This window comes from Microbacterium sp. AK009 (genome assembly GCF_013410955.1).
In the GTDB taxonomy this organism is placed as follows: Bacteria; Actinomycetota; Actinomycetes; order Actinomycetales; family Microbacteriaceae; genus Microbacterium.
Map to the genome: position 1 here is coordinate 75874 of NZ_JACCCG010000007.1, position 21145 is coordinate 97018.

The following is a 21145-nucleotide window of genomic DNA, read 5'->3' on the forward strand; positions in this document are numbered from 1 at the left end:
GAGGCCATTTCGGGGCGGAAGTTGTCGGGGGAGTGCGGCGCGCCTGTCCCCGGGGCTCCGCGCGTCCGCGCTGTTCCGTTCTCCCATCACGTTTCGCCCCTCTCGAGGCTGTTTCGGGGCGGAAGTTGTCGGGGGAGGGCGGCGATGCGCTGCTCCCCCGTCACGTTTCGCCCCCCGCGGGCGGGAATTGGGGCAGAACGTGACGGGGGAAGCGAGCGAGCTCCTCTCCTGCACAGGGGCCGGGCCGCGAGCCGTTGTCCACGGGAGCCCGCGGGTGCACCCGGAAGAGCAACACGGTGGAACACGATGACGGGATGCCGCATGAACTCCCGCCGACCCTGCAGACGCCGTTCTCCGTGCGCGCCGCCCTGCAGGCGGGTGTCACGCCGAAACGTCTTCGCGGCCGCGACCTCGACACGCCCTTCTGGGGCGCTCGGAGCATCCCGATCCCGGCGCGATCGGACCTCCCCAGTGAAGCCGTCGTCAACGCCGCTCTCGAGTATCGACCGGTCATGGCCGCGAACCAGTTCTTCAGCCACGTCACGGCTGCCGCTCTCTGGGGGCTCCCGATTCCCCCGCACGTCCTGCGAGCCGCCGTCCGGAACGGACCCGACGTCGCCGTCTTCGGTCCGGCGCGTCACCCCCGGCGGCACGGCATCCGCGGGCACGAAGTGCACCCCGCGTCGGCGTACATCGTCGAGCACCCCGGGCACGGGCTACGACTCACCTCGCCCGCCAGCACCTGGGCGGCGCTCGGTGCGACGCTCCGTGATCCGTACGACCTCATCGCGGTCGGCGACGCGGCGGTGCGCGAGCGCATGTTCCGAGACGACACGCCTCCCTTGGCGACTCTCGAACACCTCACCGCCGCCGCCGCGGTGCCCCGCCGGGTCGGCGCTGCGGCGCTCCGCGCGGCGCTGCCGCGCATCCGCACCCGATCAGCTTCTCCGCGCGAAACCCGGTGCCGGCTGCTCCTGATCGACGCGGGCCTCCCCGAACCTGCCCTGAACCATGAGGTCCGCGACCACACCGGCCGGGTGATCGCCTGCGTCGACCTGGCGTACCCCGAGGCTCGCGTGGCCATCGAGTACGAAGGCGAGCACCACCTGTTCACCCGCGAGCAGTGGGCCCGCGACCTCGCCCGGTACGAAGCGCTCGCCGCCGCGGGCTGGTTCGTGGTCCGCGTATCGGCGGCGCACCTCGAGGACGGCGACGCCGCCCTCGCAGCGCGTGTGCGGGCCGCACTGACGCGGTGACCGGCCACCTCCGCACGACGCTATATGCCCACGGCGAACACGGGCATCGGGCCGGGGCCCGCTGGCTACCCTCGATCTAGACGCAGTGGAAGCAATCGACCCGACGCGTCGTAGAGGAGAGTGAACGATGTTCGAGAGATTCACCGACCGAGCCCGTCGTGTGGTTGTGCTCGCCCAAGAAGAGGCGAAGATGCTCAACCACAACTACATCGGCACCGAGCACATCCTGCTGGGGCTGATCCACGAGGGTGAGGGCGTTGCCGCGAAGGCGCTCGAGTCCCTCGGCATCTCGCTGGACGCCGTGCGCGAGCAGGTGCAGGACATCATCGGCCAGGGGCAGCAGCAGCCCACCGGCCACATCCCGTTCACGCCGCGCGCGAAGAAAGTTCTCGAGCTCAGCCTCCGCGAGGCCCTCCAGCTCGGCCACAACTACATCGGCACCGAGCACATCCTCCTCGGCCTCATCCGCGAGGGCGAGGGTGTCGCCGCGCAGGTGCTCGTCAAGCTCGGCGCCGACCTGAACAAGGTGCGCCAGCAGGTGATCCAGCTGCTCTCGGGCTACCAGGGCAAGGAGCCCGCGGGCGTGTCCACCGGCGCCGGCGAGCAGCAGAGCTCCGGTCCGCAGGGCGGCTCGCAGGTGCTCGACCAGTTCGGCCGCAACCTCACCCAGGCCGCGCGCGACAACAAGCTCGACCCCGTCATCGGGCGTGAGAAGGAGATCGAGCGGGTCATGCAGATCCTCTCGCGCCGCTCCAAGAACAACCCGGTCCTCATCGGTGAGCCCGGCGTCGGCAAGACCGCCGTCGTCGAGGGTCTCGCCCAGGCGATCGTGAAGGGCGACGTGCCCGAGACGCTGAAGGACAAGCAGCTCTACTCCCTCGACCTCGGGTCGCTCATAGCCGGGTCCCGCTACCGCGGCGACTTCGAGGAGCGCCTGAAGAAGGTCACCAAGGAGATCCGCACCCGCGGCGACATCATCGTCTTCATCGACGAGATCCACACCCTGGTCGGCGCGGGCGCTGCCGAGGGCGCCATCGACGCGGCATCCATTCTGAAGCCGCTCCTCGCTCGCGGTGAGCTGCAGACGATCGGCGCCACGACACTCGACGAGTACCGCAAGCATTTCGAGAAGGATGCTGCGCTGGAGCGTCGCTTCCAGCCGATTCAGGTCGCCGAGCCCAGCCTCCCCCACGCGATCAACATCCTGAAGGGCCTGCGCGACCGGTACGAGGCGCACCACAAGGTGCAGATCACCGACGGCGCGATCGTCGCGGCCGCGAACCTCGCCGACCGCTACATCTCCGACCGGTTCCTCCCCGACAAGGCGATCGACCTGATCGATGAGGCGGGGGCCCGCCTGCGCCTGTCGATCCTGTCCAGCCCTCCCGAGCTCCGTGAGTTCGACGACAAGATCGCCAAGGTCCGCGAGGACAAGGAGCGCGCGAGCGAGGAGCAGGACTTCGAGAAGGCCGCGTCGCTGCGCGACGAGGAGAAGTCGCTGCTGGCCGAGCGCCTGCGCCTGGAGAAGCAGTGGCGCTCGGGTGACGTCGCCAGCCACGCGGTGGTCGACGAGGGTCTGATCGCCGAGGTGCTCGCCCAGGCCACCGGCATCCCGGTGTTCAAGCTCACCGAGGAGGAGTCCAGCCGCCTGGTCTTCATGGAGAAGGCCCTGCACCAGCGGGTCATCGGCCAGGAGGAGGCGATCGCCGCGCTGTCGAAGACGATCCGCCGTCAGCGTGCGGGCCTCAAAGACCCCAAGCGCCCCTCAGGCTCGTTCATCTTCGCCGGTCCCACCGGTGTGGGAAAGACCGAGCTCGCCAAGGCGCTTGCCGAGTTCCTCTTCGACGACGAGTCGGCGCTGATCTCGCTCGACATGTCGGAGTTCGGTGAGAAGCACACCGTCTCGCGGCTGTTCGGTGCCCCTCCCGGGTTCGTCGGCTTCGAAGAGGGCGGGCAGCTGACCGAGAAGGTGCGGCGGAAGCCCTTCAGCGTGGTGCTCTTCGACGAGATCGAGAAGGCCCACCCCGACATCTTCAACTCGCTCCTGCAGATCCTCGAAGAGGGCCGACTGACCGACGGTCAGGGTCGCGTCATCGACTTCAAGAACACCGTCATCATCATGACGACGAACCTCGGGTCGTCGGCGATCGCGGGCGGCCCCGTCGGCTTCCAGGTGGAGGGCGACCAGGGCACGACCTACGACCGGATGAAGGGCAAGGTCAACGAGGAGCTCAAGCGCAACTTCAAGCCCGAGTTCCTCAACCGCGTCGACGACATCATCGTCTTCCCGCAGCTGAACAAGGACGAGCTCCGTCAGATCGTGGGTCTGTTCACCAAGCGCCTCGGCGAGCGTCTGCTCGACCGCGACATGACGGTGGAGCTGACCGATGCCGCGAAGGACAAGCTGATCGAGATCGGCTTCGACCCGGCGCTCGGCGCCCGGCCCCTCCGCCGCGCCATGCAGCGCGAGGTGGAGGACCGCCTGTCGGAGAAGATCCTGCACGGTGAGCTCGAGCCCGGCGACCACGTGAAGGTCGACGCCGAGAACGGCGAGTTCGTCTTCGAGCACGGCCCGCGCGGCGACAAGGTCGCCGTCGGGGTCGGCGCCGCCGGTGAGATCACCGCGACGCCCGACATCGTCGCGGGAGGCTGAGCCAGTCGGAGCGACAGGGGCGGGTACCGGGGAACCGGTACCCGCCCCTTCGTCTGTCGCCGCCGGGAACGGGGCGTATCGTGGACCCGATGTCCGACTACACCGTCCGCCCCGCGCGCACCGCCGACATCCGCGGCATCCAGACTCTTCTGGAGCCCTATGTACAGAAGCGCATCCTGCTCGGCAAGGACCTCGTGGTGCTGTACGAGTCGACCCAGCAGTTCGTCGTCGCCGAGAGTGCCGACGGGGTTCTGATCGGATGCGGCGCACTGCACGTCATGTGGGAAGACCTCGGTGAGGTGCGCACCCTCATCGTCGCGGACGAATGGCTTCACCACGGCGTAGGCCGGGCTCTGGTCAACCACCTGGAGGAGAACGCGCGCACCCTCGGGCTCACGCGGCTGTTCTGCCTGACCTTCGAAGTGGACTTCTTCCGCAGTCGGGGGTTCGACGAGATCGGAGAGCAGATCGTCGACCCCGACGTCTACTCCCAGCTGGTGCGCAGCCCCGATGAGGGCATCGCCGAATTCCTCGATCTCGCGCATGTGAAACCGAACACCCTCGGCAACACGCGCATGCTCAAGAATCTCTGATCTGTCACCGACGTCCTTATACGCCTTCTCCGCCGGCGAAGCAAGGGTTCGAGCGAATCATCCAGCGTCTGCTCAGATAGGTCGAGCGTTTCACCCGGAGCGCGCACACGGCCCCATGGCCTGACCCACAAGGAGAGATCATGCTCTGGACCATCCTCGGCCTCATCGTCATCGGCCTCATCGCCGGTCTCATCGCTCGCGCCGTCATCCCCGGCAAGCAGAGCATGGGCATCCTGCTGACCATCGTGCTCGGCATCGTCGGCTCGTTCGTCGGCGGATTCCTCGGATTCCTGATCTTCGGCGCCGACCCCATGGGCGGCTTCCTGCAGCCGGCCGGCATCATCGGCTCGATCATCGGCGCCATCATCGTGCTGGGGATCTACGTCCTCGTCACGCGCAACCGCAGCGTCACCCGCTGACCGACGCCTCCGCGCCGGCGCGTCCACCTCACGGTGGCGCGCCGGCGCTGTCGTTCCCGGGCGTGCAGGGCGTGCCATCCCAGGACGGCGAGGACCGCGACCTAGCCTGGTCGCATGACCGAAACCGTCACACGTCGGCGCCATTCCCCGGCGGTCTATCGCCGGCGGCGCCTCGTGGTGCTTCTCGGTCTCCTCGCCGTCATCGCCCTCGTGGTGTGGCTGGTCGTCGCGCCGCCCTGGCGCGGCTCCGCCGCCGACAGTCCTGCGCCCGTCGCGTCGCCGACACCGACCGGCGACCCCGTCGCGACCGATCTTCCTGCGCTGGAGTCCGACGGTTCGGCTGCGACGCCGACGCCCGGGCCAAGCGGTGATAGGGCCGCATCCGACGCCGAGGCTGCAGAGACCGCGGATGACGTCGCTGTCACGAGTTCCGCAGAGCCGTGCGTGCCCGGAGACCTGCTCGTCGAGGCTGTCACCGACAAGACCGAGTACGCGGCGGGGGAGAACCCGCAACTGTCCATCCGGCTCACCAACAACGGCGACGCGTGCACGCTGAACGTCGGGACCACCGGTCAGGTGTTCACGGTGATGAGCGGCAACGACACCTGGTGGAAGTCCACCGACTGTCAGGCGGAGCCGAGCGACCTGATGGTGCTTCTCGAGGAGGGCCAGGTCGTCACCAGTGCCGCACCGATCACCTGGGATCGCACGCGATCGTCGGTGGAGACCTGCGGTGCCACCGAACGCCAGGCCGCGCCGGCGGGAGGGGCGTCGTACCACCTGTACGTGTCGATCGGTGGCATGAACTCCACCAACACCGCGCAGTTCCTGCTTCAGTGAGCGACAACCGGCTCCGAAGCGGGCATGAGAAGCGATATATCGCCTGATCGGGCGGTATACCAGCCCGGCCGCGGCGTGTGGGCGCCGCGGCCGGGTTAGAGTGGGCTGGTCCCTGGACTCAGGAGCACGCACGGTGTCCCCAGCACCGGGCCGGCGTCCCCCAAGTAGCCGGCCCGTCCGAATCCCCAATCGGTCATCGTGCTTCAGACGGGATTGCGGTCCCCTCGCATCGATGCAGTCGATGCGAGGGGACTCACATGCTGTGAACGATCAGTCGGCCCCCATGCCCCCTTGGCTCCCAGCTACCCCAGTCGGATCGAGCGGCTTGTGATAGCCCCAGCCCCGCTCGATCGCCGAGATCACACTAACGGGCGCTGAGCGACCTTGTCCACCGTTTGGGGGACAAGATTTTCTTCTTTTCCGCAGGCGCGGAAGATGGCGCCTACGGGGCCGTATTGCCGTCGGCGTGTCCCCCATTCGGGGGACAGCGGAATCACGATGCAGCCACGTATCCTGGAGGGGTCCATCGGGTGAGCGGTCGTCGTTGTCCCCAGCAGCGAGTTCGTCCCCAGCGAGCGTCCAGACGTTCCCTGGTGGGCATGGCCCTCCCGCCGAACCTCTCCTCGCAGGGGATCCTCGGGAGGGCCATTGACGTTCCCGTAGGCTGGGGGAATGGCGGGGAAGAAGCGCGCTCGACGAGCGCCCGATCTGGACTTCCGCAACACGGCGCTCAGCGACGCCCTCCAGACGCAGGACATGGCCGCGGTGGCGTTCGCGCTGCGGCATGGTCCCACCGTCGTCCCGCTGCTGCGCGCCGGGGCGCGCGATGACCCGCGTGACGCCGGCGAGGTATGGACCTACCGCGACCCCGAATCGGGGGACCTCGCCCTGCTGCTGTTCAGCGACGCCGCTCACAAGCCCGAGAGTCTGCCGCCCACCGTGGCGCTGCAGTCGCCGGCCTGGCTGCGCGCCTTCCTCGGGCGCCATCGTGAGGCCGTGAAAACGGTATTCTTCGACATCGCCGGTCCGCACCCCATGCAGGCATCCCCCGACGACCTCATCGCCGCGCTCGACGCCTGACCCGCGCCGCGCTCGACGCCTGATCGCGCCGCGCCGCGCCGTCCCGTCGATGTCGGCGGCACACGGGAGGAGATCGACGTACGGGAGGTTCGGGGGGCGACGGCGGGGCCTTCGCTGTGCGGATCTCCTCCGGTGTGCCGCTGGGATGGGTTGGCACGGTGATCCGAGTGCGGCGTGTGCGGGCGGTGGGGGTGCGTGTCGGCGGCACACGGGAGGAGATCGACCTACGGGAGGTTCGGGGGGGCGACGGAGAGGCCTTCCTTGTGCGGATCTCCTCCGGCGTGCCGCTGGGATGGGTCGGCACGGTGATCCGAGGCGGCGTGTGCGATACACACGCAAGCGCGCGACGCCTTGCGGACACGCGGGCACGCCGGCACGCGCGCCCCGCGCGCTGCCTCAGAACTCGGGGATGTCGCGCAGACGCCCGGACGCGTGGGGCACCAGATCGCGCAGCGCGGCGGCGAGATGACCGGATGACGCGTCGACGACTGTGGCGTAGCCGAGGCGCCCCGCCTCGGTGCGCCGCTGCGCGGCCTGCGTGACCGGCCGCACTTCGCCGGCGAGGGTGAGCTCGCCGATCGCCGCGACCCCGCGCGCCAGGGCCCGGTCGCGCATCGAGTTGACCACTGCGACCGCGATGGCGAGGTCTGCCGCGGGCTCGAGCAGGCGCACCCCGCCCACGGTCGAGACGTAGACGTCGCAGGCCGAGACCTTGAGATTCAGCCGCTTCTCGATGACGGCGAGGATCATCGCCACCCGGGCGCCGTCCACGCCGCTGACGACGCGGCGGGCGTTCGGCGACGCCGTGGGGATCGTGAGCGCCTGGATCTCGACAGGCATCGCCCGCCGGCCCTCGAGCGCGATCGTCACACACGTGCCGGGCACCGGCTCGCCGTGGCCGAGGAACAGGGCGCTCGGGTCGGGGACCTCGGCGATCCCCTCCCCGGTCATGTCGAAGCATCCGACCTCGTCTGTCGGGCCGAACCGGTTCTTCAGCGCTCGCACGAACCGCAGGGATGTCTGCCGGTCGCCCTCGAACTGGCAGACGACGTCGACGAGGTGCTCGAGGATCCGCGGGCCCGCGATCGTGCCGTCTTTCGTGACGTGTCCGACGAGGATCGTCGGCAGGGCGCGCTCCTTGGCCACCCGGATGAGGGTGGAAGCGACCTCGCGGACCTGGCTCGGGTGCCCGGCCGCGCCGTCGGACAGCGCGGAGGACACCGTCTGCACCGAGTCGACGATCAGCAGGTCGGGAGCGACCTCGTCGATGTGGCCGAGGATCGTGGCCAGGTCGGTCTCGCTGGCCAGATACAGCTCGTCGTGGAGAGCGCCCGTGCGCTCCGCGCGGAGGCGCACCTGGGCGAGCGACTCCTCGGCGCTGGCGTACAGCACGCGCTGGCCGCTGCGTGCCGTGTGCACCGCCACCTCGAGCAGCAGCGTCGACTTGCCGACCCCCGGCTCTCCGGAGAGGAGGATGGCCGCGCCGGGGACGAGACCCCCGCCGAGCACGCGATCGAACTCGCCGACCCCCGTCGTCCGCCGCGGGGCGTCCCGCGTGTCGACCGCGGTGATCGGTCGGGCTGCGCGCTGCGCACCCGGCGAAACCGATGTGATCTGCGTGGTGATGCCGGTCTGCTCCGAAGCTTCGACGACCGTGCCCCACTGCTGGCACTCGCCGCAACGCCCGACCCAGCGGGCCGTCGTCCACCCGCATTCCGTGCACCGGTAGGGAGCGGAGGTGGCGGTGCGACGGGGCATGCTGCGACCTTAGCCGGGGCGCCCGACATCCGATCCGCTCACCGTCGGCGAGGCGCTGCAACCCCCCAGTCGCAGCACCTCGCCCCGGTGGGAAAGGTCAGGCGTCTTTGCCGAAGACCTCGGACTCCATGGCGTCGTATCCCTCTGCCTGAGGGTCGCGGTGGCGGCCCCCGGACAAAGCGTATTCCTCCTCGGGCGAAAGCACGAGACGGTGACGGAAGAACAGCCCGAATCCGAGCAGGATGACGACGTACACGATGACGATCGCGATGATCGCCGGAAGGAAGGTGGGGTTCAGCAGGAACCCGACGAAGACGATCGCCGCGATCACCGCCGCCAGGACCGCACCCGGTACGCCCCACGGGCTCTTGTAGGGGCGGGCGACGTCCGGGAACTTCCGCCGCAGCAGCACGAACGACACCATCTGCAGGAAGTACGCCAGCACCGCGCCCCACACCGCGATGTTCAGCACGATCGCGCCGGCCACGGCGCCGGCCCCTTCGTTCACGGCGGAGAGGGTGTCGAGGATCATCAGCGCCACGAAACCGATCGCCGCCCCGACCGTCAGCGCCACCCACGGGGTCTTGCGCGTGCCGGTGAGGGAAAGGAAGCGCGGGTAGTAGCCGGCGCGGGAGAGGGAGTACATGTTGCGTCCGTAGGCGAACATGATCCCCTGCAGCGACGCGAGAAGACCGACGAGGGCGAGGAGGGCGAGGACGGCTGCCGCCTCATCGCCCACGATGGCGCGGAACCCGTCGAGCAGCGGCTCACCGGCGACTCCCGTCGCCTCGGCACCGATGACGCCGGTGTTGAGGAAGAGCACCAGCAGCCCGGTGACGATGAGGGTGCCCCGGGCCCAGAAACCGGCTTTGGGGATGTCGCGCACCGGGTTGTGCGATTCCTCGGCCGCCAGCGGCAGCTCCTCGATGCCGAGGAAGAACCACATGGCGAAGGGGAGGGCGAACAGGATCGGCAGTACACCGTGCGGCAGGAACGCGGTCTGGCCCGGGTCGGGGGCGATGTCCCACAGGTTCGCCCACTGGAACGCACCCGAGAAGACAGACATGAGGGAGAAGACGAGGATGATGCCGATGGAGATGACCGACACGATGATGGCGAAGCGGAACGAGATCGCCGCTCCCGCCGAGTTCAGGGCGATGAACAGCACGTACAGCACCAGCCACCACACCCAGGCAGGCAGAGACAGGCCGAGCAGCTCGCTCGTGATCGCATCGGCGTAGGACGCCGAGAAGTACACGATCACCGCGGTCGTGGCGACGTACTCGATCGTCTCGGCGAGGCCCGTGACGAGTCCCCCCCAGGGGCCCATCGCCGAACGCGCGAACGAGTACGCCCCACCGGTGTGCGGCATCGCCGCCGCCATCTCCCCGATCGAGAAGATCAGCCCGTAGTACATCAGCACCAGAACGGCGAAGGCGATCAGCATGCCGCCGAAGCCGGCGAAGTCGATTCCGAAGTTCCAGCCCGAGAAGTCGCCGGAGATCACCGCGGCGACGGCGAGACCCCAGAGGCCCCAGATCCCGGCGGCGCGTTTCAGCCCGCGTTTTTCGAAGTACTCCTGTCCGGCTCGCGTATAGGTCGCTCCGGCGACCTTCTGCGACTCGCTCTTCGACTGTGACATCCGTCCTCCGTGCGCTCGGGTGCGGCGAGGGTCTGCGCCTTGCGCATGATTGTGGACCTAATGGTGGGCTGTGTCTACCTTTATCTCGACCGACCCGGTTACAGTGGTCGCGACCGGACCTCACCGATCGGCCGCAGCGGCGCCGCCTGACGGTGGGGGAGTGCTGCACCACCGTGAGGAGCAAGGATGCCGGGAAACATGACCCCGCCCGAGTTGGCGGCCGCGATCGCGGCCGGCGAGATCGACACCGTCATCGTCGGGTTCGCCGATGCCCAGGGGCGCCTGGTCGGCAAGCGCGTGTCGGCGCGACTGTTCCAGGAGGAGGTGCTGCACCACGGTGCGGAGGCCTGCAACTACCTGCTCTCGGTCGACGTCGACATGAACACCGTCGACGGCTACACCATGGCCAGCTGGGAGACCGGGTACGGCGACATGATGCTGCTCCCCGACGTCGAAACCCTGCGCCGCATCCCCTGGCAGCCGGGCACCGCGCTCGTCATGGCCGACCTCGGATGGGAAAGCGGCGACCCTGTCGCGCAGTCGCCCCGCGCGATCCTGCAGGCGCAGCGTGCGCGCCTCGCCGAGCGCGGGCTCGTCGGCTACAGCGGCACGGAGCTGGAGTTCATGGTCTTCGACGAGAGCTACCGCTCGGCGTGGGCCAAGGGGTATCGCGACCTCGCGCCCTCCACCGACTACAACGTCGATTACGACATCCTCGCCTCCACTCGCCTGGAGCCGCTGCTGCGCGACATCCGTCTGGGTATGGACGGGGCGGGCATGTACTGCGAGGGCGTCAAGGGCGAATGCAACCTCGGGCAGCAGGAGATCGCGTTCCGCTTCGCCGAGGTGCTCGAGACCGCCGACCAGCACACCATCTACAAGACCGGCGCGAAGCAGATCGCCGACCAGCACGGCAAGGCGATCACCTTCATGGCCAAGTTCAACGAGCGCGAGGGCAACAGCTGCCACATCCATCTCTCGGTGCGCTCGGAGTCGGGGGAGCCCGTGATGGCCGGAGACGGTCCCCACGGCTTCAGCCCGCTCATGCAGTCGTGGATCGCCGGCATCCTCGCCACGCTCCGCGAGTTCACCCTGCTCTACGCCCCCACGATCAACTCCTACAAGCGCTTCGCGAAGGGGAGCTTCGCCCCGACCGGCATCGCCTGGGGCGTCGACAACCGCACCTGCGCGCTGCGCGTGGTCGGGCACGGCTCGTCCCTCCGGGTGGAGAACCGGGTGCCCGGCGGCGACGTCAACCCGTACATGGCGATCTCCGCGATCATCGCCGGCGGCCTTCACGGCCTCGAGCACGAGCTGCCGCTGCCCGAGCCGCTGCGCGGCAACGCCTACGACGCCGGCGTCGATCATCTGCCGACGACGCTCCGCGAGGCCGCGCGTCTCTTCGACGAGTCGGCGATCGCGCGCGCGGCGTTCGGCGACGAGGTCGTCGAGCACTACCTCAATCAGGCGCGCATCGAGGTCGAGGCCTACGACGCCGCGGTGACCGACTGGGAGCGGGTGCGTGGTTTCGAGCGGCTCTGACGAACGCGGCGGCGCCCGCACCCGGCGACCCGTCATCGGCCTCACGACCTACCTCGAGCAGGCTGCGCAGGGCGTGTGGGACGTGCGCGCCGCCTTCCTTCCCGAGGTCTACTTCGACGCCGTGACCGCCTCGGGTGGCATCGCGGTGCTCCTCCCGCCGCAACCCGCACCCGACGACGCCGCGCCCGCGGTCCTCGACGGGCTCGACGGGCTCATCCTCACCGGTGGCGTCGACGTGCAGCCCGAGCTGTACGGTGCGCCCCGGCATCCGCTCACCGACCCCGCCCGCGCCGACCGCGACGCGTGGGAGCTGGCCCTGTTGGCGGGTGCGGAGGAGAGGCGGATGCCGGTGCTGGCGATCTGTCGCGGGATGCAGGTGGTGAACGTCGCGCGCGGCGGCACTCTGCATCAGCACCTCCCCGACGTGCTCGGAACGGAGAAGTACCGCCTGGGCGGCGGAGTCTTCGCGACGAACCCGACCGAGGTGGAGGCGGGCTCGCGCCTCGCCGAGCTCGTCGGGGCGGGCACGCAGGAGGTGCACAGCTACCATCACCAGGGCATCGACCGCCTCGGCGGCGGGCTCGCCGTGATCGCGCGCACCGACGATGGGCTCGTCTACGCGGTGGAGGGAACCGGCGACGGGTACCTCCTCGGCGTGCAGTGGCATCCCGAACAGAACCTCGATGACCGACGGCTGTTCGCCGGGCTCGTGCGTGAGGCCGCCGGCTACCGCGCGCGCTCGCGCGACCTCGACCCGCACCAGGAGGTGTCCGCGTGAGCGACACGATCACCCTCGTCAATCCGGCGACCGGGCGCGCGTTCCGCGAGATCCCGCGGGCGGGGCTCGCCGAGGTCGATGCCGCCATCGCGGGCGCCGTCGCCGCGCAGCGGGCCTGGGCGGCACTGGCCCCCGTCGCCCGCGCCGATGCGCTCCGCGCGTTCGCGCGCGTGGTCGAGGCGCACGTCGACGAACTCGCCGCCCTCGAGGTGGAGAACTCGGGCCACCCGATCGGGTCGGCGAGGTGGGAGGCGTCGCACGTCGCGCAGGTGCTGAACTACTACGCGGCCGCGCCCGAGCGCCTCATCGGTCAGCAGATCCCCGTCGCCGGGGGCCTGGATGTCACCTTCCACGAGCCGTATGGGGTCGTGGGGATCATCGTGCCGTGGAACTTCCCGATGACGATCGCCTCGTGGGGGTTCGTGCCGGCGCTCGCCGCCGGCAACGCCGTGGTGCTGAAGCCCGCCGAGCTGACACCGCTCACCGCCGTTCGGCTCGGCGAGCTCGCCCTCGAGGCGGGCCTGCCCGCCGGGCTCTTCCAGGTCGTCACCGGCTCGGGCTCGGTCGTCGGGCAGCGCTTCGTCAGCCACCCCGATGTGCGGAAGGTCGTCTTCACGGGGTCCACCGAAGTGGGGACGGATGTCGCGGCGGGCTGTGCCCGCATGCTGAAGCCCGTGACGTTGGAGCTCGGCGGCAAGTCGGCGAACATCGTCTTCGCCGACGCCGACCTCGAGCGCGCCGCCGCGAGCGCTCCCGGCTCGGTGTTCGACAACGCCGGGCAGGACTGCTGCGCCCGCAGCCGCCTCCTCGTCGAGCGCTCGGTCTACGACCGGTTCCTCGAGCTGCTCGAACCGGCCGTCCAGGCGTGGCGGGTCGGCGACCCGGCGTCGCCCGACACCGACATGGGTCCGCTCATCTCCGCCTCCCACCGTGACACCGTCGCCGGCTTCCTCGACGACGCCGACGTCGCCTTCCGCGGAGCGGCGCCCGGCGGTGACGGGTTCTGGTTCGCGCCCACGGTCGTACTGGCATCCCCCGGTGACCGGATCGCGCAGGACGAGGTCTTCGGACCCGTCGTGGCGGTGCTGCCCTTCGACGACGAGGCCGACGCCATCCGCCTCGCCAACGACACCATCTACGGCCTGGCCGGATCGCTGTGGACCGAGAACCTCGGCCGCGCCGTGCGCGTCGCCCGCGGGGTGAAGAGCGGCGTGCTGTCGGTCAACTCGCACTCCTCGGTGCGCTACGCCACCCCGTTCGGGGGTATGAAGGCCTCCGGCCTCGGGCGCGAGCTCGGACCCGACGCCGCCGAGCACTTCACCGAGACCAAGAACGTCTTCTTCGCCACCGATTGACCCGCACGGGTCGTTGAGCGCCCTTCGACAGGCTCAGGAACCGCGAACCAACGAGACGAAACGCCCCACACAGAAAGAACCAGCATGGACCTCACGCAACGCCTCGCCGACCAGGTCGCCATCGTCACCGGCGGCGCGAGCGGCATCGGCCTGGCCACCGCCCGTCGCTTCGCCGCCGAGGGCGCCCGCGTCGTGATCGCCGACGTCGACCCGGCGTCGGGCGAACGGGCGGCCGCCGAGGTGGACGGGCTCTTCCGTCCGGTCGACGTCGCCGACGAGGCATCCGTCAAACAGCTCTTCGACTCGGTCGCCGGCGATCTCGGGCGCCTGGACATCGCCTTCAACAACGCCGGGATCTCGCCCGCCGACGACGACTCGATCGAGACGACGGAGCTTCCCGCGTGGGATCGGGTGCAGGACGTCAACCTCAAGAGCGTGTACCTCTGCTCGCGCGCGGCGCTGCGTCACATGGTGCCCGCGGGTCGCGGCTCGATCATCAACACCGCCTCGTTCGTGGCGCTGCTGGGCTCAGCCACCTCGCAGATCTCCTACACCGCCTCGAAGGGCGGGGTGCTCGCGATGACGCGGGAGCTCGGGGTGCAGTTCGCCCGGCAGGGGATCCGCGTGAACGCGCTCTGCCCGGGGCCGGTGAACACCCCGCTTCTGCAGGAGCTCTTCGCGAAAGACCCCGAGCGCGCCCAGCGCCGGCTCGTCCATGTGCCCATGGGGCGGTTCGCCGAGCCGGAGGAGATGGCAGCCGCCGTCGCGTTCCTCGCCTCCGACGACGCCTCGTTCATCACCGCCACCGCGTTCGTCGTCGACGGCGGCATCACCAACGCGTACGTCACGCCCCTGTAGGTGAGTGCGGTGTCGGTCGAGGTGCCCCTTCCCGCTGTGCGGCGCGCGGTCTACCGGCCCGTGCGCGGGGGGAACGCCCTCGAAGACACGGTGGCCCGACTCATCCAGACCGTGCGGCTCGGGGTGGTCGCGCCCGGGGAGTCGCTCCCGCCCGAGCGCGAGCTCGCGGGGCTCTACGGGGTGAGCCGCGACACCGTGCGGGAGGCCATCCGCGAGCTCGCCGACACCGGCTACCTCGTCAGGCGACGCGGCCGGTACGGCGGCACGTTCGTCGCCGACCCGCTGCCGCCGCCGGCGTCGGTCGAGGTGACCGCGGCCGAACTCGAAGACGTGCTGGGTCTTCGCCGCGTGCTCGAGGCGGGCGCGGCGCGCACCGCCGCGGGGCGCACGCTCGACCCGGACGCCCGCGCCGAGCTCTGGGCCCGCCATGAGCAGGCGGCGCTCGCCGGCACCGACGACTACCGCCGGCTCGACACCCTCCTGCACCTGACGATCGCCGAGCTCGCCGCCGTTCCCTCCCTTGTCGCCCTGCTCGCCGAGAATCGCGCGCAGGTCAACGTCTGGCTCGACGCGTTCCCGCTCCTTCCCCGCAACATCGAGCATTCCAACGCTCAGCACGAGGCGATCGTGACCGCGATCCTGACCGGGCGAGCGGATGCCGCGGAGACCGCCGTCCTCGACCACCTCGCCGGCTCGGAGGCGCTGCTGCGCGGGTTCCTCGGCTGAGCGGTGCGGCCGGCGTCAGCTCAGGGGAGCGAGCGCGCGACGTCATGGATCGCGGCGGCCGAGCGCTGGAACAGCTCGAGCTCGTGGTCGGAGAATCCGGTCTCACGCACGAGGGTCGCGCCCGACGCGCTGACGATCGACGGCACCGACAGGGCGACCCCGTCGACCCCGTGGAAGTCGCGGAGCACGGTCGAGACCGGCATCACCGCGTGCTCATCCCCGAGGATCGCCTCGATGATGCGGGCGCTGGAGAGGCCGATGGCGTAGTTCGTCGCGCCCTTCCCCTGGATGACCTTGTACGCGGCATCCCGCACATCCACGGCGATGTCGTCGAGTTCGGTCTGGGTCATCGGCGGATGCCCCTCGGCCTGCCACTCGCGGATCGGCACCGTGCCGATCGTCGCGCGCGACCACAGCGGGAACTCCGTGTCGCCGTGCTCGCCGACGATGTAGGCGTGCACGCTCGAGGTCGACACCCCCGCGCGCTGCGCCAGCTTCCAGCGCAGGCGCGAGGTGTCGAGCACGGTGCCCGAGGCGAAGATGCGCTCGGGCGGGAGCCCGGTCTCCTGCTGCGCCCGCACGGTCAGCACATCGCAGGGGTTCGTGACGATGACGTAGATCGCGTTCGGGGCGACCTCGAGGAGATCGGGCAGCATGCGCTGAAGGATGCCGGCGTTCACGCCCGCGAGGTCGATCCGCGTCTGGCCGGGGTCCTGCTTCGCGCCCGCGGTGATGACGACGACGTGCGACCCCTCGGCGACGGCGATGTCGCTGCCGCCGGTGATGTCGCTGCGCCCGGTGAACTGCGTGCCGTGGGCGAGGTCGAGCACTTCGGCGTCGACCTTCGCGGTGGCGATGTCGTACAGGGCGACGTGGCGGGCGGAGCCGCGGATCAGCGCCGCGTACGCGGTGCTCGCTCCCACGCTACCGGCGCCGACGATGGTGACCTTGGAGTTCTCGATGACCGCCATGCGCTCAGTCTCCCAGCCGCGCCGGGCGCGCGTCATCCGCTTCTCTCGCCGGCGAGCGAGTCGCCCGCGCGGACGACGGTGGCGGTCGGACGGGCGCGGTAATACACTCGCGGCAGGGGCGAGGCCGATGGAGAACGCGATGGCGCGGCCGCCGGTCATCCTGGTCGCCGAGCGGTCGGATGCCGACGGGCCGGCTGTGCCCGACGCGCTCGAGCGCCGCTACGGCGCGGACTACGCGGTCGTCTCTGCCGGCGCCGATGCGCACGAGGCGCTCGAGAGGGTGGCGGCGGAGGCGGGGACCGTCGCTCTGGTGCTCGCCGATGACGACCTGCCCTCGCCGGAGGGTGAGACGGTCTTCGCCCACGCGCGACGGCTCTTTCCCGACGCCCGTCGCGGACTGCTGCTGGCCTGGGGTGCCTGGGCGCACCCCGAGACCGCCCGGCGCGTCCTCGAGGCGATGGCGCAGCTGCAGATCGACTACTACGTGGTGCGACCCCACGCGCTGGCGGACGAGGACTTCCATCGCACCGTCACCGATCTGCTGCGCGAATGGCGGGGCGCCGTGGGCGGCCGGGTCGGCTACACCGTCATCGGCGAGGATCACGCGCCGCGCACGCACCTCCTCGAGCAGCTCCTCACCCGCACGGGCGTTTCGGTGACCCGCCGCGAGCCGGCCTCGCCGGAGGCGGCACGCATGCTGGCCGAGGCGGGCGTGGCGTACCCGGGCGCCCCCGTCGTCGCCACCCCGGAGGGGGCGTTCCTCCTCGACCCCGACGACGCCGAGCTCGCCACCTCCCGCGGCCTCGGCACCGAACTGCCCGACGCCCCCGTCGATGTCGCCATCGTGGGAGCGGGGCCGGCGGGCCTCGCGGCCGCGGTCTACGCGGCATCCGAAGGTCTGTCGACCGTCGTGCTGGAGCGCGAGTCGCTCGGCGGACAGGCGGGAGGCAGCTCGTTGATCCGCAACTATCTCGGCTTTCCGCGCGGGGTGAGCGGGGGTGAGCTCGCGGAGCGCGCGTACCAGCAGGCCTGGGTGTTCGGCGCGCGGTTCTGCCTTGCCCGGACGGTGACCGGGCTGGACCTCGCCGACGGCTTCACGCTTCGCGTCGGAGAGGATTCCGTCCGCGCGGGCGCGGTGGTCGTCGCCACCGGGGTGTCGTACCGTCGGCTCCGGGTGCCCGCGCTGCAGCGCTTCGTCGGCGCATCGGTGTTCTACGGGGCGTCATCGGTCGAGGCGAAGGCGCAGCGCGGTCGTGCGGTCTACGTCGTCGGCGGGGGGAACTCCGCGGGGCAGGCGGCGCTCCATCTGGCGCGCTACGCGGCATCCGTCTCCCTGCTCGTTCGGGGACCATCGCTCGCCGCGAGCATGTCGTCGTACCTCATCGCTCAGCTCGACGCGCTCGGGGTCGAGATCGTCACAGGGAGCAGGGTCACCGACGCGTTCCCGGATGCGGCGGGTGAACGGCTGGCGGAGATCGAGGTCGAGCGGGTCGACACGGGGGAGCGTCAGCGCGTTCCCTGTGAGGCGCTCTTCATCACCATCGGCGCGCGCCCGCGGACCGACTGGCTGCCATCCGAGGTACTCCGCGACCGCTGGGGCTTCATCTTCACCGGCGCCTCCGAGGCCGACGAGGATGCCCCCGAACCGTGGGCGGGTCGCTCGGTGCCAGGGGCGCTGGAGACCTCGATACCGGGCCTGTTCGCCGTGGGCGACACTCGCCGGAGCTCGGTCAAACGCGTCGCGTCGGCCGTGGGCGAGGGGTCTGTGGTGATCTCGTCGGTGCATCGACACCTCGCCAGGCGGTGAAGCGGGCGTGGATTCGCGGCTCCCGCAGGCGTGTCGTACACTGGTCGGCGGTGACGTGTCCGAGCGGCCGAAGGTGCAACTCTCGAAAAGTTGTGTAGGGTAACCCCCTACCGTGGGTTCAAATCCCACCGTCACCGCCACCTGGAACCCCCGCAGATCCCTTGTAAACACTGGGATCGCGGGGGTTTCTTCTTGCTCTTGGAAGCCAAGTGAGAAAGAAATGAGAAAGACTGGCTTTCTCACCGGGCGCGTGAGCGCTGCGTGCCTCGAAGACGGTCAGCGAGAGTGCTGGCCGGGGCCGAGTTCCGGCCACCTACGAAGGCTTGTCGGGCGTCCGTAGTCGGTCTCGCCGATCATGATCGTCCGTTGACTGTCTCGTGCTCGGCTCAGTGCCTGGGCGACGTAGTCGAGGTCGTCATCGAAGAGGTCTGCGTAGGTGTCGAGCGTCATGGCCGCACTAGCGTGGCCGAGCATTCTCTGAATGGCCTTCACGTTTGCGCCGGCGCTGATCGCGAGGCTCGCTGCGGTGTGGCGAAGGTCGTGTGGAGATATGCGAGGCATGTCCGGGTCAATGGTTTGCGCGCGCCGCACGGCGGCGGCGAACCACCCGTCTCTCGAGTTGGGCAGTCTTAGGTGATCGTCGCCGTTGCCGAACACGAGCTGCTCGAGGGTCTTGCCGCTCAGGTTCGCGCGAATGGCGGGGTCGAGGAAGTCGGGGTAGGGGACTGATCTGCTGGCATGGGTCTTCGGTGTTCCCGTGTGGATCGCGCCACCGACCATCACCGCATTCTCTTGAACGTGGACGCGTCTCCGTTGGGGATCGACATCCCTCGTTCGCAGGCCAGTCGCCTCACCCCAGCGGAGCCCGGTGTAGGCCAAGAAGAGGATGAGTTCAGGGAAGCGGGCCTCCGACGCGAGCAGCTCGACCTGGCGGTGACTGAGGTACACGCGCCGCTTTGGTTGCTTACGTGGGAGCTTGATGCCGCGGACGGGGTTCTCGCTGAGCCGCCGGTCGCGAACAGCGACGTCCAGGATTGCGGCGAGGATGCCGTAGGCGCGTATCACCGTCGTTGCGCTATGGGTGCTCGTCAGGGACGTCACCCACGCGCGCGCATCGCTGTAGCGAACATCTGCAACCTGGATTGAGCCCCATCTAGTGAGGACGTGGACTCTCCAGCACGACTCGAGGGGATGCATCGAGGACGGCTTCAAAACGGCTTTCTGATCCTCGAGCCAGATCGTGCCGAGCTCGGCGATGGTGGTGCGCGCGTCGCCCGGGTCGATGTATTGCCTCTTGGTGATGGCCACCTCGACGCTCGCGAGATACGCTTCGGCATCGCGCTTAGTGAGGAACCCGCGCTTCGCCGCCTGGGTCATGTCGGGTTTGAAGTAGCGGACGAGGTACCGCTTACCGGCTTTCGTTGAGTAGGGGTGAACGCTACCCATCCGCCTGGCGGCCGACGATGTAGTTCATGCCCTCCAGGCGCCCAGCTGCACGAGCCTTCTTAATCCAGTCAGAGGCTGTGCGATGCGGTACTCCAAGTTCGTGCTGGACGGCCCTGACCGGTGGCAGCCCAGCCAGGGCCGCGGTGCCATAGAGGATTTCGATGGCATCCATCCGAGCATCCTTATTGGCTCGCTTGACGACGTCCTTCGCTAGCCATTTGGGGATGATCCGTCCGGCGGTGCCACTCAATTCCGCGGCAGTGATCCACGTCGCCGTCGGATCGGCATCGTTGTCGAGAGTGAGCGCGATGCAGTGCGGTGCCGCCGCCTGAACCATGCCCTGGATCGGCACCTGCCGAAGCGCGAGATTGTTCACCTCGACGTCGGCACGGAGGGCACGATTGTTGACCTCGCTGACCAGGTAGCGACCCTCGGACGCTTGGTATCGGGCGTGCAACGTCGTCTCGATACCAACAGCTTCGTAGGTGGCGCTTGCGCGGAACGCAGGAGCAATCCGCAACGCGGAACCGACGGGCAGTGTCGCATCTTCCCATGTCATGGGTGCTCCGTCAGGTGTGCGCACGTCGACCTTCACCTCCTCAGTCTGTCAGGCCGCGTCGTTTATACGCAGATTGCTCTTGACCGACCATAGCAAACAATGCTCTACTCATGTCAAACATCGGAGAGGGTATGCAAGGAGGCTAGAAATGACGAATACATCAACGGAGAAGGCCAGTCCAGACGAGCGTCGGCTACTGACCCCCGCTGAGGTCGCTGCCAAGCTCGGGGTGACCGAGAATGCACTCGCGATCTGGCGCTACTACCGACGGGGCCCGAACTTCTTCAAGCTAGGGCGAGCGGTGCGCTACGACGCATTGGAAGTCGAACAGTTCAAGGAAGACAACGCTCAGATCTGTCGGCACGACATCCGCAACCTTCGGCGGCGATGATGGCGACCGTCACCGTGTACTCAACAGGTCCTGGCTGCATTCGTTGCACCTTGACGTGTCGGGCATTGGCAGCAGTAGGAATCGACTTCCGAGTTGTCGACCTCTCGACCGACGCTGCGGCGGTGGAGCTGGTGACTCAAACACTCGGCCATTCGGAGGCGCCCGTAGTCGTCGTAGATCAGCATCCCGACATGCACTGGTCGGGGTTCCGGCCCGACCTGTTCACTCAGCTCGCCGCTCGTATCGAAGGCGAACCGAACGGCGGCCAAACTGCGGGCACGCCAACCGGGCGGGTGTGACACGTCATGGCGACGGAAGCCGGTGATTCAGGTGCCGCGGCGGGCGCGAGTCGCAAAGCCGAGCGACTCAAGCAGTGGTGGACTGACCCCGTCTTGTAGGTCCAGTCGTTGTGTGAGTCGTCCTGTCGCCCGAGGGTTCGGGCAGGGAGACTGGTCAGATCATGACGAACAG

General features: G+C 69.2%; 19 protein-coding genes and 1 tRNA gene. 15 read left to right on the top strand and 5 right to left on the bottom strand.

What is annotated here, in order from left to right; translation table 11 throughout:
* Positions 1–314 precede the first annotated feature (314 nt).
* The 6 genes from HDC37_RS15995 (at position 315) to HDC37_RS16020 (ending at position 6841) form a co-directional block, all read left to right on the top strand.
* Positions 315–1256, top strand: coding sequence for an endonuclease domain-containing protein (locus HDC37_RS15995; RefSeq protein WP_179561400.1), 942 nt, complete (start codon positions 315–317; stop codon positions 1254–1256).
* A gap of 127 nt (positions 1257–1383) precedes the next feature.
* Complete coding sequence (locus HDC37_RS16000; protein ID WP_179561401.1) at positions 1384–3909, top strand: ATP-dependent Clp protease ATP-binding subunit; 2526 nt, start codon at positions 1384–1386, stop codon at positions 3907–3909.
* 89 nt (positions 3910–3998) lie between these two features.
* Positions 3999–4502, top strand: coding sequence for an amino-acid N-acetyltransferase (locus HDC37_RS16005; protein ID WP_179561402.1), 504 nt, complete (start codon positions 3999–4001; stop codon positions 4500–4502).
* Between the two features lie 140 nt (positions 4503–4642).
* Complete coding sequence (locus HDC37_RS16010; protein ID WP_179561403.1) at positions 4643–4921, top strand: GlsB/YeaQ/YmgE family stress response membrane protein; 279 nt, start codon at positions 4643–4645, stop codon at positions 4919–4921.
* Between the two features lie 114 nt (positions 4922–5035).
* Entirely contained in the window at positions 5036–5761 is a 726-nt protein-coding gene (locus HDC37_RS16015; RefSeq protein ID WP_179561404.1) for a hypothetical protein, read from the top strand.
* A 672-nt stretch (positions 5762–6433) separates the two neighbouring features.
* Complete coding sequence (locus tag HDC37_RS16020; RefSeq protein WP_179561405.1) at positions 6434–6841, top strand: dehydrogenase; 408 nt, start codon at positions 6434–6436, stop codon at positions 6839–6841.
* Positions 6842–7237: 396 nt separating this feature from the next.
* Here the strand turns inward: HDC37_RS16020 and radA are convergent, their stop codons facing one another.
* Both radA and HDC37_RS16030 read right to left on the bottom strand, forming a co-directional pair.
* Positions 7238–8599 (bottom strand): DNA repair protein RadA, encoded by a 1362-nt coding sequence (gene radA / locus HDC37_RS16025; RefSeq protein WP_179561406.1) that lies wholly within the window; start codon positions 8597–8599, stop codon positions 7238–7240.
* Between the two features lie 97 nt (positions 8600–8696).
* A complete protein-coding gene (locus HDC37_RS16030) occupies positions 8697–10241 on the bottom strand; it encodes an amino acid permease (RefSeq protein WP_179561407.1) in 1545 nt (514 codons plus the stop codon).
* 186 nt (positions 10242–10427) lie between these two features.
* Here HDC37_RS16030 and HDC37_RS16035 point away from each other — a divergent pair, with 186 nt between their 5' ends.
* From HDC37_RS16035 to HDC37_RS16055, 5 genes are all read left to right on the top strand, one after another.
* Positions 10428–11783 carry a glutamine synthetase family protein gene (locus HDC37_RS16035; protein ID WP_179561408.1) on the top strand — a complete coding sequence of 452 codons (1356 nt, stop codon included), beginning with the start codon at positions 10428–10430 and terminating at the stop codon, positions 11781–11783.
* On the top strand, positions 11764–12561 hold the full coding sequence (locus tag HDC37_RS16040; RefSeq protein WP_179561409.1) for a gamma-glutamyl-gamma-aminobutyrate hydrolase family protein: 798 nt from the start codon (positions 11764–11766) through the stop codon (positions 12559–12561). The genes HDC37_RS16035 and HDC37_RS16040 overlap by 20 nt, the downstream gene beginning before the upstream one ends.
* Positions 12558–13916 carry an aldehyde dehydrogenase gene (locus HDC37_RS16045; protein ID WP_179561410.1) on the top strand — a complete coding sequence of 453 codons (1359 nt, stop codon included), beginning with the start codon at positions 12558–12560 and terminating at the stop codon, positions 13914–13916. Before HDC37_RS16040 ends, HDC37_RS16045 begins: the two co-directional genes overlap by 4 nt.
* Positions 13917–14000: 84 nt before the next feature.
* The gene (locus HDC37_RS16050) at positions 14001–14774 is read left to right on the top strand and encodes a 3-oxoacyl-ACP reductase (protein WP_179561411.1); all 774 of its coding nucleotides are present in this window, start codon (positions 14001–14003) and stop codon (positions 14772–14774) included.
* A 9-nt stretch (positions 14775–14783) separates the two neighbouring features.
* Entirely contained in the window at positions 14784–15500 is a 717-nt protein-coding gene (locus HDC37_RS16055; RefSeq protein ID WP_179561412.1) for a FadR/GntR family transcriptional regulator, read from the top strand.
* Between the two features lie 20 nt (positions 15501–15520).
* Here HDC37_RS16055 and HDC37_RS16060 read toward each other — a convergent pair whose 3' ends face one another.
* The gene (locus HDC37_RS16060; RefSeq protein ID WP_179561413.1) at positions 15521–16471 is read right to left on the bottom strand and encodes an L-lactate dehydrogenase; all 951 of its coding nucleotides are present in this window, start codon (positions 16469–16471) and stop codon (positions 15521–15523) included.
* Positions 16472–16610: 139 nt separating this feature from the next.
* On the opposite strand from HDC37_RS16060, the gene HDC37_RS16065 reads away from it, so the two are divergent.
* Entirely contained in the window at positions 16611–18278 is a 1668-nt protein-coding gene (locus tag HDC37_RS16065; protein WP_179561414.1) for an FAD-dependent oxidoreductase, read from the top strand.
* Between the two features lie 49 nt (positions 18279–18327).
* Positions 18328–18418, top strand: a tRNA-Ser gene (locus tag HDC37_RS16070).
* 136 nt (positions 18419–18554) lie between these two features.
* Here HDC37_RS16070 and HDC37_RS16075 read toward each other — a convergent pair.
* Positions 18555–19724 (bottom strand): site-specific integrase, encoded by a 1170-nt coding sequence (locus HDC37_RS16075; RefSeq protein ID WP_179561415.1) that lies wholly within the window; start codon positions 19722–19724, stop codon positions 18555–18557.
* Positions 19717–20319: a hypothetical protein gene (locus HDC37_RS16080; RefSeq protein WP_308472254.1), complete on the bottom strand. Its 603-nt coding sequence runs from the start codon at positions 20317–20319 to the stop codon at positions 19717–19719. The genes HDC37_RS16075 and HDC37_RS16080 overlap by 8 nt, the downstream gene beginning before the upstream one ends.
* A 112-nt stretch (positions 20320–20431) precedes the next feature.
* Here HDC37_RS16080 and HDC37_RS16085 point away from each other — a divergent pair, with 112 nt between their 5' ends.
* Together HDC37_RS16085 and HDC37_RS16090 are read left to right on the top strand one after the other, a co-directional pair.
* Positions 20432–20674, top strand: coding sequence for an AlpA family transcriptional regulator (locus tag HDC37_RS16085; protein WP_179561416.1), 243 nt, complete (start codon positions 20432–20434; stop codon positions 20672–20674).
* A complete protein-coding gene (locus HDC37_RS16090; protein WP_179561425.1) occupies positions 20674–20973 on the top strand; it encodes a glutaredoxin family protein in 300 nt (99 codons plus the stop codon). The genes HDC37_RS16085 and HDC37_RS16090 overlap by 1 nt, the downstream gene beginning before the upstream one ends.
* Positions 20974–21145 lie beyond the last annotated feature (172 nt).